This is a genomic window from Prevotella sp. LMAG:51 (genome assembly GCF_008680225.1).
GTDB classification, from domain to species: domain Bacteria; phylum Bacteroidota; class Bacteroidia; order Bacteroidales; family Bacteroidaceae; genus Prevotella; species Prevotella pectinovora.
The window spans coordinates 56,618-69,590 of record NZ_NALQ01000027.1 but is presented as its reverse complement, the minus strand read 5'-3'; the positions used below and the strand labels follow the sequence as shown (position 1 = coordinate 69,590).

Annotated in this window: 11 protein-coding genes, 1 tRNA gene and 2 pseudogenes; 1 reads left to right on the top strand and 13 read right to left on the bottom strand. The window is 48.0% G+C overall.

Annotated features, from left to right (window positions below; translation table 11 throughout):
- Nucleotides 1-100 precede the first annotated feature (100 nt).
- From CCC32_RS11155 to CCC32_RS11140, 4 genes and pseudogenes are all read right to left on the bottom strand, one after another.
- Nucleotides 101-1,216, bottom strand: a complete 1,116-nt coding sequence (locus tag CCC32_RS11155; protein ID WP_287074547.1) for an ADP-ribosylglycohydrolase family protein — start codon at nucleotides 1,214-1,216, stop codon at nucleotides 101-103.
- A 59-nt stretch (nucleotides 1,217-1,275) separates the two neighbouring features.
- Nucleotides 1,276-1,668, bottom strand: a pseudogene (locus CCC32_RS11150) (DUF1810 domain-containing protein); the annotation flags it as partial.
- A gap of 33 nt (nucleotides 1,669-1,701) precedes the next feature.
- Nucleotides 1,702-2,085, bottom strand: a pseudogene (locus CCC32_RS11145) (A1S_2505 family phage non-structural protein); the annotation flags it as partial.
- Between the two features lie 16 nt (nucleotides 2,086-2,101).
- Nucleotides 2,102-2,815, bottom strand: a complete 714-nt coding sequence (locus CCC32_RS11140) for an NUDIX hydrolase (RefSeq protein ID WP_287074545.1) — start codon at nucleotides 2,813-2,815, stop codon at nucleotides 2,102-2,104.
- 548 nt (nucleotides 2,816-3,363) lie between these two features.
- Between CCC32_RS11140 and CCC32_RS11135 the strand changes: the two genes are divergently transcribed.
- On the top strand, nucleotides 3,364-4,734 hold the full coding sequence (locus CCC32_RS11135) for an IS4 family transposase (protein WP_287074543.1): 1,371 nt from the start codon (nucleotides 3,364-3,366) through the stop codon (nucleotides 4,732-4,734).
- Between the two features lie 758 nt (nucleotides 4,735-5,492).
- Here the strand turns inward: CCC32_RS11135 and CCC32_RS11130 are convergent.
- The 9 genes from CCC32_RS11130 to CCC32_RS11090 all read right to left on the bottom strand — a co-directional run bounded on the left by CCC32_RS11130 (nucleotide 5,493) and on the right by CCC32_RS11090 (nucleotide 12,868).
- Nucleotides 5,493-5,566 (bottom strand) — tRNA-Pro (locus CCC32_RS11130).
- Nucleotides 5,567-5,689: 123 nt separating this feature from the next.
- On the bottom strand, nucleotides 5,690-6,319 hold the full coding sequence (locus tag CCC32_RS11125; protein WP_022316652.1) for a NanQ anomerase/TabA/YiaL family protein: 630 nt from the start codon (nucleotides 6,317-6,319) through the stop codon (nucleotides 5,690-5,692).
- Nucleotides 6,320-6,355: 36 nt separating this feature from the next.
- Complete coding sequence (gene nadD / locus CCC32_RS11120) at nucleotides 6,356-6,946, bottom strand: nicotinate (nicotinamide) nucleotide adenylyltransferase (protein ID WP_287074540.1); 591 nt, start codon at nucleotides 6,944-6,946, stop codon at nucleotides 6,356-6,358.
- A 149-nt stretch (nucleotides 6,947-7,095) separates the two neighbouring features.
- Nucleotides 7,096-7,668 carry a guanylate kinase gene (gene gmk / locus CCC32_RS11115; RefSeq protein ID WP_022316654.1) on the bottom strand — a complete coding sequence of 191 codons (573 nt, stop codon included), beginning with the start codon at nucleotides 7,666-7,668 and terminating at the stop codon, nucleotides 7,096-7,098.
- A gap of 56 nt (nucleotides 7,669-7,724) precedes the next feature.
- On the bottom strand, nucleotides 7,725-8,600 hold the full coding sequence (locus CCC32_RS11110; protein ID WP_042520180.1) for a YicC/YloC family endoribonuclease: 876 nt from the start codon (nucleotides 8,598-8,600) through the stop codon (nucleotides 7,725-7,727).
- Nucleotides 8,601-8,705: 105 nt separating this feature from the next.
- The gene (locus CCC32_RS11105) at nucleotides 8,706-10,175 is read right to left on the bottom strand and encodes a DUF6080 domain-containing protein (protein WP_287074537.1); all 1,470 of its coding nucleotides are present in this window, start codon (nucleotides 10,173-10,175) and stop codon (nucleotides 8,706-8,708) included.
- Between the two features lie 66 nt (nucleotides 10,176-10,241).
- The gene (locus CCC32_RS11100) at nucleotides 10,242-10,835 is read right to left on the bottom strand and encodes an HAD family hydrolase (RefSeq protein ID WP_022316657.1); all 594 of its coding nucleotides are present in this window, start codon (nucleotides 10,833-10,835) and stop codon (nucleotides 10,242-10,244) included.
- 38 nt (nucleotides 10,836-10,873) lie between these two features.
- Nucleotides 10,874-11,758, bottom strand: coding sequence for a decaprenyl-phosphate phosphoribosyltransferase (locus tag CCC32_RS11095; RefSeq protein ID WP_407725758.1), 885 nt, complete (start codon nucleotides 11,756-11,758; stop codon nucleotides 10,874-10,876).
- 57 nt (nucleotides 11,759-11,815) lie between these two features.
- A complete protein-coding gene (locus CCC32_RS11090; RefSeq protein ID WP_042520181.1) occupies nucleotides 11,816-12,868 on the bottom strand; it encodes an acyltransferase family protein in 1,053 nt (350 codons plus the stop codon).
- Between the last annotated feature and the right edge of the window lie 105 nt (nucleotides 12,869-12,973).

Genomic DNA, 12,973 nt, shown 5'->3' with positions numbered 1-12,973 from the left:
TCTGTCGGTGTGTCCCCAAAAGAACACAAAGTCATCTCGTGCAAATGACCTTGCTGTATCTATCAAGTTCTGCTTGTCATATTTCATTGCGATACAATTTCTATTTTTTATTTAAAAACTCTGTTGTCTCTCCACGCCACAAATCATCGGCAACGTGCAAAATTACGTCGTGCAACTCCACATCATTCTTGAAATGCGGCGGAATGGCATTGTAGCCAAAGGCGGCACCAAGTATATTACCCGTTATGGCACCTGTAGAGTCGCTGTCGCCGGCATGGTTTACAGCAGCTATCATGGCCTTCTCGAAGTTGTCGAAGTATTTAGCTGTGCAATAGACAGCCATGGCAAAAGCTTCTTCTCCTACCCAACCGCCGCCTATCTTCTCCATATTCTCGACATCAGATGTCGTGGCTCCCACAAGAACGAGCGCCATATCCGTCAGGGACTTTAGATAGCCTATGTTCTCCTGCTGTTTAGGATAGAGCATATTCAGCGTTTCATAACCTTCGGCTAAATACTTCTTAAAATCCTCCACGGTAGGTGCTTCAGCCTGAACCAGACGATAGATTACATGAGCTTCCAATGCAGAAGGTAGCCAGCCTAATGGGTGCTGATGGGTTATTTCCGCCGCTTCGGCAGCAAGCCTATCGACATCCTGGATATTTGAAATTCGTCCTACTGGAACTTCTCCTTCTGCAGAGTTTCTCCATACGGCACCATATAATGCTACAGGTGCAGTGCGCATTACACCGCCGCATCCCTTGCTATCGTTGTTTGGTTCTCTACCTGCAAGAATCTCATTCAATGACGTGATACATGTATTGCCTGGAGCGCGACGTTTATGGAGTTCAGGTATTTTGCTTATCCAGCAGTCGGAATATCGTCTTGATTTCCAACCGATCTGGGTAAATAGCCATTCTATGTATGCATAACAAATGGCATACCTTGGCGCCATTCCCTTAGCTTTAGCATTCAGCAGACCACAAGCTGTGAAAAGTGTCATCTGAGTGTCGTCAGATATTACAGCCTTTCCATTGCCGTCGTCTTCTTCCAACCACCATTGATGGGTATCGAGTCGTGTAATACCATTTCTGCCATACCTACGTTGTATCTCACCGAAGGAATAGATAAACTCAACAGGATAGCCCAACGCATCTCCAATGGCACCGCCTATAAGCGAGCCTCTTATTCTGTCTTTTATTATATTCTTGTCCATCTTACATTATTTATTATTACATTTATTATAGTATAGAGTTAAAAGTAACCCTACATCTATCACATATAATCCAACGTCCTCTTGTCATACGTTCCACCATAGAAAGTATCCAGCACTTCTTGGAATATGTCATCTGGTGAAACAGCATCAAAGAGTGTCATACAGGAGCGAACCTTTACGGCATCTATATCGCCAAATATATCTACCGCAGACTCTCCACGATGTTGCAACAGTGCCATAGTTATCTCCCTCAGTCTTGCACCCAGTATGGGATGTTCAAGGTAGGCCTCTGCCTCGTCATACCCGCTGATGCCATAATACTTGGCATTGGCACTACGCCCCAACACTGTCAACTGAGGAAAGATAAACCATATCCAGTGCGTACGTTTGCGTCCGTCTATGATTTCCCGCAAGGCATTCTCGTAGTTATATTTATGCGCGGTCAAGAAGCGTTCAAGATTGTAACAACGTTCGCCATCCGGTGATATAATTTCAACAAACTCCTTCGGAAGGATGATATTCTCCACATCAATGGCATCCGTAAAGAGTGGCGCAATCTCCTCATCTCGGAATCCTGCTATACCACAACCTATCCGTGTGACGAGGAACGTGAGCCGGCTGTGCTCTTTGGCAAAACGGCTGAACGCATCAATATAGGGCTTGATGGTTTCCACACCACCCTGCATGGTAGGAATGGCGTATGTCTGACCATGCAGCCCGACGCCTTCGCCCCATACGGCACCAAACTTGTTCTAAGCCAAGCGTGCAGCACCGCCACCATGTGCACCTGCCAAATTGCTGCCAAACACAAATATCTCGTTCTCCTTCAATTCCGAAATCCTATCGGGGGTGTATGCTCTGTTGTACATAAATTCCTATTATAATTTAAAACTCCAATCTAAATCCCTTCTGCTTCAGCTCCTCATATTTCGCCCTGTTGAAACGGAAGAGGAAAGCTTCTTTCTTCTGCGAAGGGTTTACTGTCTCATCCATCTGTTCCAGCATTTCCAGCCGCTTCATCTTGTTGTAGAAGTTACGGCGGTCGAATCGCACGTCCAGTATGGCCTCGTAGAGGTTCTGCAATTCCTTGATGGTAAACTCTTCGGGTAACAGTTCAAAGCCAATGGGTTCAAAGTGTATCTGCTGACGCAATGCCTGTTCTGCCTTTCGGAGTATCTGGTCGTGGTCGAAAGCCAACTGCGGCACCTCGTCCAAGGCAAACCATCGTGCATCAGCAGCGTCATCGCTACCCTTTACCTCCTGCATCCTCACCAAGGCATAGTAGGCAATGGTGATGACACGCTCACGAGGGTCACGCTGTGGAGCAGTGAAGGTATGGAACTGCCGGATGTACGCACCCTCCAAACCTGTCTCTTCCTGCAACTCACGCAGCGCACCCTCCTCAGCACTCTCGTCCATATTCATGAATCCACCTGGGAAGGCCCATCTCCCTTTGTAAGGTTCGATGCCTCGCTGCACTAAAAGGACCTTCAACTTTGTACCGTCAAATCCGAAGATGACACAGTCGGTCGTTACACTCGGATGGGGGTACTTATAGCAGTATTTCAACTCTTCGTCTGTCTTGTTTATCTTTCCCATATACCTATTGAGTTAAATTTACGCCACAACCGACGCTCTAAGCAAGAGCAGAGACAAAGCTCGTTTTGGCTATGCCTTGCAAGGAGGAGGAAGAACGCAGTTCAAAGGTAATGTGTTTATTTTGAACAACAAAACGTTTTGCGTAAAATTTACACAAAATAGACGTTTTTCCATCGAAACCACCACTATTCACTGTCTTTTCATCATCTTTTCCCCTATTTCACATGCCAATATCGATTATTGCATCCGCATTTTCTTGCTAAGGATCATAGTTATCCCATTCCTCATCGGTCATCAAATCTATTTCGTTTGGGATGTTTCTGACATCAAACCAAGAGATTTGGTTTTGACCGCAGAGAATATATACTCAAGTTTCGGATTTAGAATGAGTTCATAAAAAAGGCTTTGAGTATTTCCGTATATCACGGAAAATGAGTAAATTAGATGTGACAAAAAAACATTACTCAAAACTCAAAGCCATGAGCAAAATTACAAATATTCCCTCAGAAATCCGCAACTTTTTCTCAGAAAAACGTCGCAGTATAGTTATGGATACATTTACGCACCTGCTTGAAGGCTTAAATTTGGACAACCGCAGCCTTGGTGGCTTGAAACGTGAGAACTGCCAGTTGACGAACCTTCAAGTGTTCCAAATATTGTTACTGCTTCCATTCTTTGCAATCAAAGGCTTCTCCCATTATGATGGTTCGGTGCTGTGTCGTATGTTTGGCGGTAAGAAAGATATCCTCTATTCATATCTGTCACAAGACAATGTCAACTGGCGGAATGTCGTGTACCGCATAACCAATTGGCTGCTGACGAAAGTGACTGTGCGCCAGGACCATAAGAAGAGTGTGCTTCCAACCGTACTGATAGCCGATGACACGGATCTTCCAAAGACGGGCATGCATATTGAATCCATAGGCAAGATATTCTCGCATGTACACCAGAAATGCATCCTCGGCTACAAGGCTCTAATGTTGTGCTGGAGCGATGGCCGCACGCAGTTCATGCTCGACTTCTCGCTTCACGGTGAGAAAGGCAAGATTGGAGGCAAGGAACAAGGGCTTACCTCAGAACAGAGGAACGGTCGTTATGAGCGCAAACGTGACAAGAAGTGCCATATTGCCAAACGCAAGGAAGAGTATTTTATGAGCAAGGGGGTTAAACTTTTGGATATGGTGAAGGATGCGATACGCAACAAGATACCTTTCGATTACTTGCTGGTTGACAGCTGGTTCACATGTACCGAACTGGTTGATTTCGTTTATCGCCGCCACAAGAAATTCCATCTTCTCGGCATGGCAAAGATGGGCAACACCAAGTATATGACTACTAATTGGGGAGAATTGTCTGCCAAGGCCATAATCACCAAACTTAAGGCTAAGAAGGAAGTGAAATACAGCAGGCGCTACCATTGCCATTATTCCGAAATTGAAGTTGTGCTTGGAAAACGTTCCGTAAAATTATTCTTTTGCAAGAGAGGCAAAAAGGAAGCGTGGAAAGTACTTCTTACAACAGATCTGAGCCTCCGTTTTATGCGTGCCTACGAGATATACTCCATGCGTTGGAGCATAGAAGTGTTCTTCTCGGACAGCAAGCATCTACTTGGACTTGCTGATTGCTCGTCACGAAACTTTTCGGCCCATATAGCGCATGTTTCATTGGTCATGATACGCTACAACATACTTGCCTCAATAAAAAGAACACTCGACTATGACACCATAGGAGGACTGTTCGGTGACATGTATCTCGGAGTACACGAACTGACGGTGGTTGAAAAGATATGGGCAATCATAATAGAGGTGGTAGCCGTCGTTTCAGAACTCATTGGTGCTGACACCGATGAACTGACCATCCAAATTATTGAGAATGACAAGAGATTGGCTGCACTTAGAGAGTATGCTCAAACGGCTTGAAATCTAAATCCGAAACTTGAGTTCCTCTTTCATCCGCGCCTTCCGCAACGTCTGCGGCATCACCCCGAAACAATACACCAGAAGCGAATCAGCAAGACCGGTGGTGTAGAGGGAAGTAGTTTTGGCGCAATATGTAATTGAGGAATTCGCTTCTTTATGCAGACTGAGATGGAAGAGATGTTACCACCAAAATTGACTAATAACCAGAAATGCTCAGAAACTGTCAGATCATCTGGTTTTTTGCCATAACACTCTAACAAACAGACAGTTGACCGTCACCCGATTGTCAGCCAATTGTCTGGATGGTTGGCTGATGAAAGGAATTGTCATATCAGACGAAAGGAATTGTCAGCTGTGAGTAATTCAGTCTGCAGGAATTGCATGCGCTAGCAGAATCCAGAAAAACAGGAATATGGGTATTACAACATTAACTTATTGGTCAGACGTCTGACAGCAATTCTACCCATCCGGGGCAAGCAGCGTGCCCCTGATGAGAAAGCAGCGTACCCCTGTTGGGCAAGCGTCGTGCCCATTTTTGTTCAAGTATGCTTGTCTACTGTCTGGCGGATATGTTTTCATCTTTGAAAATATAAATAAAAGAACTATCCGAGCCACTTGCACGAGACGTGTAGGTGGCTTTTCCTTTTATATATAATAATGTCTCCGCCCTCTATTTTCCAAAATCCCCAAATCGGCCGTTTGGGCAAAAAGCGACAAGGGCTAAAATATTGCAACGCAATATCCTAACCCTTGTATTGTCGGGATGACTGGACTCGAACCAGCGACCTCACGCCCCCCAGACGCGTGCGCTAACCAACTGCGCTACATCCCGAAACCTTGCGCATGAAAGGCTTTTGCCTTTTTAGCGACTGCAAAAATAGTCACTATTTGCGAGATTACAAAACTTTTCCGTGAGTTTTTGCTTTTATAACCACAATCAATTTATGAATATGGCTTATTCCACATAGTCTATCTTCAGCACTACGACGCGCAACGACTGGTCAGAGAATGGTGTTTTCACCTTTGCTATGTGCCAGTCGGAAGGGAAACAGATGACGAAACGCTTTGGAGTGGATGTGAAGAAATGAGACTTCTCGGGAATGTAATCGTAGCGTATCACATCTTTCTCCTCACTATATTCACAGTTGGGAGTAGAGGTGTTGTGGTCGAGAAGCATAAAGCCCTCCGAGCCCTTAACTACATACATGAAGTCTATTTTCTTGCGGTGGGATTCCGACTTGCGCTTTTCCAGCGGTTCGTTCTTGCTGTCTTCTATGGATGCACGGATGTTGGTGCCCGGTATCATGAGTTTCCCTTTGGGGATATTCAGCAGATCGGTTTCAGCGAGCCATTTGAAGGCTGCATCCCATTGAGCCTTGTTCTTGTGATACTGCGCATAGAACTCCTGCAGGTTTACCGTGGCATCAGGCATGGCGTCGAATCCGTTTTTCCATTCTCCCTCTGCCACCCATGCAGCGGCTTTCTTCTTCGACACCTCCTTTGATTTGTTGCGCGCCTCAATTCCCTGCGCCGTGATTGCGATGAGCAGCAGGGAGAGGATGATTCTCAGACTTGTTGATTTCATTTGTGAGTAGTTTTGTAGTTTGTTCTTTATCTGTGTTTACCGTTTTGTACCGAACAAGTGATTCGTTTTTATATACTGCGTCACTTGTGGCGGCATAAGGTGGCCTGCCGGTTTCCCCTCACTGAGCAGAGTCCTTATCTCGGTGCTGCTCACATTGAAGAGTCCGGTGTCCACCAGTTTCACGTTGTGTGGCAGACTGCCGGCATCGATATGTGACCCCAGCCGCGGATATACGGCAATCTCATAGTCAGCCAATATCTCTTTACTGCCATACCATCTGTCGAAACATTCCCAATTGTCGGCACCTATTATCAGCACGAACTTCCGGTCGGGATAGTCATGGCGTATGGCATTGAGGGTATGTAGCGTGTACGACGGTTTGGGAAGTCTGAACTCATAGTCTGAGGCTATAAGCCCCGGTTCTCCTTCGAGGGCGAGCCTCACCATGTTCAGTCTGTCGACATCGGGCAGAAGCGAACCGGAGTTCTTCAGAGGATTATGTGGTGAAACCATGAACCACACCTCATCGAGCCTGTCGAGCTGCATGATGCGCTTTGCCAGAGCTATATGTCCGTTATGGATGGGATTGAACGACCCACCGAAGATACCTGTCCTCTTTTCTGACATATTGTGTCTTTTCTGATATGGGTATATGAAAAACAGGGTATTACCCCTGTCTTTCTGTTAGTTAGTATGTTTCACTCTTGTCGCACTTACCAATCGGTCATTAGGGCCGGCTTGGATTTTTGCTTTTTAGAAGAGTGGATTCTGCTTAGCTATTTTGCTATGAACGAGCTCACCATTGAGAGAGCCTCCTGCTCGGCGGTCTGCAAGTCGTCGTTGACCACCACATGGTCGAACTTGTCGGCAAACGAGAGTTCGAACTCCGCACGCTTGATACGGTCTTCTATCACCTCCGGCGCATCGGTTCCCCTGCCGGTGAGACGCTTTCGCAGCTCCTCCACAGACGGCGGCTGGATGAAAAGGCTCAGTGCCTTGTCGCCATAATATTTCTTGATGTTGCAGCCACCCTTCACGTCAACGTCGAGCACTACATTCTCTCCTTTTTCGAGCTGTTTCTCCACCTGCGCCTTCAGTGTGCCATAGAATCGATCGGCATACACCTCCTCGTATTCCAGGAATTCCTCGTTGGCGATGCGCTGTCTGAACTCCTCTGGAGTGACGAAGAAGTATTCCACTCCGTCCTTCTCCGTTCCTCTTGGCTGTCGGCTGGTGCATGAGATGCTGAAAGCGAGGTTCAGTTCCTTGTGCTCGTTCATCAGCCAGTTTATGATGGTGCTCTTTCCGCTGCCGCTCGGTGCGGAGAAGATTATTACTTTTCCTTGCATTGCTTGTTGTTTTTTTTTACAGTGAAACAGATTACAGTCAGAGTCCAGAATATATGTTACAGGGCGTTGAGCACCTGCTCCTTTATCTGCTCCAGTTCGTCTTTCATCTTCACCACGATGTTCTGCATCTCGGCGTTGTTGCTCTTGCTGCCGGTGGTGTTTATCTCGCGTCCCATCTCCTGGGCTATGAATCCGAGCTTCTTGCCCACTCCCTGAGTCTCCTCCATCGTCTCGCGGAAGTATTTCAGATGGTTGGCAAGTCTCTGCTTCTCCTCGCTGATGTCGAGTTTCTCGATATAATATATGAGTTCCTGCTCCAGACGGTTCTTGTCGTATTCCACCTCGGGGATTGATTTCAGTCCGTCGATGATTCGTGAGCGGATTTTCTCCACCCTCGCCTTCTCAAACGGTTCGATGCTTTCGAGCAGGGCAGCGATATTGTCAATTTTCTCGCTGAACTTCCTCTGGAGAGCCGCTCCCTCCTGCATACGGAATTCGGTGAGCTTTCCGAGAGCCTCATTGATGGCTTTGGTAGCAGCTTCCCATTCCTCGTCGGTGAGAGTCTCCGTTTCTGTCTTCGTCAGCACATCGGGCATTCTCATCAGCGTGGCGAGCCAGTCGGCAGGTTCCGGTATGTTGTTCTTCTGTATAATCTCCTTTATCTGCTTGTAGTAGCCTGCCACGAGCGCTCCGTTCACGGGTGTGGCATCCACCACGGTATCCTTCTCAATCCAGATGCTGAAGTCCACTTTGCCTCGTGTGAGAGCCTGCGACACCATCTGTCGTATCTGCATTTCCTTTTCGCGATAGATTGGCGCTATTCGTGTTGAGAGGTCGAGAGTCTTGCTGTTAAGCGACTTCACCTCAACGTTTATTTTCTTTTCTCCGTATTCCACTACAGCCTTGCCGTAGCCAGTCATTGATTGTATCATGCTTTTATCAATATTAATTGTGCAAAATTACACATTTATTCGTAAATACGTCTATGTGGCGTGTTGTTTTTATCTTCAAGCCGGTCTGCAGACATTATGCACGGACTATGCCAGGAGATAGCCCACGAGCAGCGAACCGTTGTATATCAGCAGGAATGCCGTGATGATACCCAGCAGCGCACGGAGCGCAAGGAGCCTTCTGCCCTCAGCCTTCTTCATGGCAAAGGCTATGGCGATTGGGATTATGAACAGCCAGTGTGCTCCCATGATATATACCTCGTTGAGACCGAAGCCGAGAATCACATGTACGGTGAAGTCTATACCGAAGCCCAGGAGTGCCATCCACAGGAAGCGGCTCTTCCTGCCACACCATATTCCAAAGAGGAACAGCAATACGATGGCAGCCTCTACGATATAGTTGACGGCATTCCGGTAGCTTACGAACACGGGGCGGTCGCGCAGTGTGTCGCCCAGCAGGTAGTCCTGATGCAGCTGTATCGTCTCTCCGAAGACATTGTCTACAAGCGACTGCCAGCGTGGTGTCGTCATGTCGGTGTATTGCAGCATTCCCTTCTTCACCAGCGGTTTGCCCTTGTGGGCATTCCATGGCAGCTTCTGGTCTTTCCTGTATTTGGCGAGAATCCGCTTGTTGTCCCACACCTTGAAAGCCTTCTCAGCCTCAGCGGAGTCCATGATTGTAGTGGTGTCCATGAAGGCGGCATGGTTCTTTGCCCATTCTCTTTCGCTCGCCTTCTTCACGTCTGCCCTTCGCTGCTGCTCCACGGGCAGACGGTAATATCTGTATTCCGCATCTGACAGATACCACATTCCGGCACATGGTATGGCGATGGCGAAGATAAGGTATTTGGGACGGAAGAATCTCTTGCCCTCCACAAAGAGAGCGTCGATGACGATCTTCGCACCGTTGCTCAGCGTCGTACCGGCTGTGAATATGAACATGAGCACCGCCTGCCATCCGTTGAGCCGTTTCTTGTCGCGGATCTTCACTCCACAGACATAGAGCGCCATGAGCAGCATGAACATCGACGGTGCGAAATGGTCGGGCACGATGAATGTCAGCATTATATACGCGCAGCTGAACAGGAATCCGCTGAGCAGTGCGGCATCGGTGTTTCTCAGTCCGATGATATCGCGGCATATCCTCATCATGAATATGAAGGAATAGAACATGAGGAAGAGCAGTATCAAGGCGATGATAAACTGCACGAGATTCAGTCCGGTGAGGTCCATCAGCGCCGTGTTCAGCAGATACAGCGGATATACGAAGAATGCGAGCAGAGGATGCCGGTGTATGTCGTATTTAGGTCCCCACGTGCTCAACACCACATACGTGATAGGGTCGAATCCCGACACGCTGAACTTCTTGATGAAGTTTTTCCAGAACGCCACGTGCACTTTGGAGAACGAGTCGTAGTAGCGCATTATTATCAGGGCGTTGAGGATGATGTAAACGGCGAGAGCCGAGAGAGAAGGTATCACCTCGTTTTTCTTCACTCTGAACATCCTACCTATCTGTATGAAGATATTCTTCAGTTCTTTTATCGGATTTGTCATGCTATGCTGTTTCTTGTTTTGTCTTTTTGGTGTATTGTCGTGTTATCTGAACGGTATATTGTCGCGTTATCTGAACGGTTTATAGAATCCCTCGTCGGCAAAGTCGAGCATTGCGATGTCGCCGCTGCTGTCGCCAAACGCCGTAAGGAAGTAGCTCTTGCGGTCGGGATGCAGGGCGAGTATCCGTCTCACCTTCTCCTTGCCGCGGCAGTTGGCAGATAGGAAACGCCCCGTCAGGTTGCCTTCCTTCACTTCTATCCTGGTGCAGAATATCTCTATGCCGGGGAATTCCCTGAAAAACGGCGCCACCCAGTTGTTGATGCTCGCACTCACTATCATCACCGTGGAGTCTGGTTCTGCCATCGCCTCCCTCACTCTCTCGACGCCTTTCGGGCGCAGGATGTGTGAATGTGTGGCGGCAAAGCGTTCACACAGGTTGTCGAACATGCTCTCCGGCATATTCTGGAAATAGTATGCGAAGATGCTTTCCTTCACTTTTCCGCTGTCAGCCAGTTTCAGTTTCATGGCTATCAGCAGATGTATATGCAGTGCGAAACATTTCAGAAACTCTTTCCATCCTTTTGCAAACAGCAGGAAGGCTATCAGCGAGTCGCGTTTCGTCAGTGTTCCGTCGAAATCGAATGCGTAGATGTTCTTCATCTCTTCTTATTTTTTAAAATGCCAAGTATGTCACGCCGCTAAAACACGTATATTATGAGCAGGAACGCCAGCAGCCACAGCGCCACCACAATCTGCATCATCCTGTCGCGCAGCATCGTCTTGGTAGGGTCACCACTCTTGTTGTCAACGAGTGTGAGCTGGAGATACCTCAGTATGCCGAGCAATACGAACACTGTGGTGAGATACAGATAGCGTGTGCCTATCCTCTTTTCCACCTCCGGCGACACGGTATACATAATATAGCATACGAGAGTCACCGTTGCCGTAATGGTAATTGCCTGGTTTATGAATTCCAGGTTGTATCTAATGGTGTTCTTCCGCGGCGCATGACCGGTTTCGTTCATCCTCACCACATCGTCGCGTCGCTTTGCCAGAGAGAGGAACAGCGTGAGCAGGAATGTCATGAGCACAATCCAGTTGCTCAGTTCTATACACGTGGCAAGTCCGCCTACGAGCAGCCTCAACACAAATCCGAACGCTATCACGCATACGTCCACTATGGCGAATCTCTTCAGCCACAGACAGTAGGCGATGTTCAGTAGGAAATACGTTCCAAGTGCCGCAGCCACTCCCATTGCCTGTTCGCCGATAAGCGTCGCGAGTCCGAAACTCAGCGCCACCATCATTGCCATGCAGACATATCCCTGTTTCACGCTCACCTTGCCCGACGCTATCGGCCGGTTGCGTTTCACGGGATGACGTCGGTCGTCCTCCACGTCGATGATGTCGTTAAGACAGTATATCGACGAGGCGATGAAGCTGAACGCCAGCACCGCTATCAGCGAGGCTATGATGTCTGTGGAATTGAGAAGGCTGCCGCCGAAGAACAGCGGTACCATCACGAAGACATTCTTTATCCACTGGTGTGGACGGATTATGGATAGTATGTTCTTTATGTTCATTACGAAAGCTCTTGATGTTGTATGTTCTTGATGGCCATTGCAAAAGCCATTTGATGGTCATTGCAATATTCTGAATACCCTGCAGCCCATCACCTTTTCGATTATCCAATGCAGCAGGTATGCCACCGGCGTTGATATCACGATTACCAACAGTGCCGTAACGCAATATCCGAGCTTGTATTGCTGCAGCGGCAGCATGACGAACTGTATGTGAATGAGATATATCTCAAGACTAATAGTGCCGAGCATGGTCAGCACCCGGTTTATATTCTTCGGCATGACGGCTATGAGCTTGCATTCCAGCAGCAATGCCGTGACGGTGAGCGGTATGTAGACGATGCGCTCCATGAACAGCGGAAACCTTCTGTGGCCGATATATTCGAGCTGGAGACATAGCCAGAGGCTCATGGCAAAGATGATGACTATCATCCAGATGCTGCCTTTCTCCAGTGTCCGCTTTTCCATCACCCATTTCCCGGCGTTTATGCCGATGAAAAATATCGGTATGCGGCTGAAGAAGATCTCCAGATGCCCCACGCTGTTGTGTATCAGCGGCACATAGCGCACCATAGCCGCCAATATTATGAATGCCACAGGCAGCCAGCGGTAAGAAGGCCGCTCACGCACAAGTTCCATATATCCCGGTGCGAAGATATACAGCATCATCGTTGCCGGAACATACCAGAAGGTAAGGTCGTCTATTCGCCAGAAACTCCAGTTGAACAACACGTTGGCAATCAGATTGGGGATATCAGGACTATAGCCGCTGCCCGGTGCCTCAACGTATTTGCCGATATAGAATACCGACGCCACGATGATCCATACGGGATAGATCCGCTTGTAGCGGTGCTTGAAGAAGCGTATCGTTGCCTGGCGGATTCCCATTGCCCCATTGCCGTCGAGTTTCTTTCCCAGTCGTGAACGGGTCCAAGAGAACCACAGTCCCATACCGCTTACAAACAGGAACATGTCCACACCGATGTTTCCCAGCCTTCGGAGCGGATAGAAGAAATTGCTCTGCGGCATTCCTATGTGAAACAAGATGACGAACAGAATGGCGAGTCCCATCAGTTCGCCACGGTATTTGCTCAGATCCTCAAACTTGACCATCTATTCAACAATGATTTGAATGTTAGAAAAATTATCGTATTCAGCGTGTCATCATTGCGCTGCCCGCCATGTGGCACTTTGACACGGCAGGCACCGTCAGCAGCG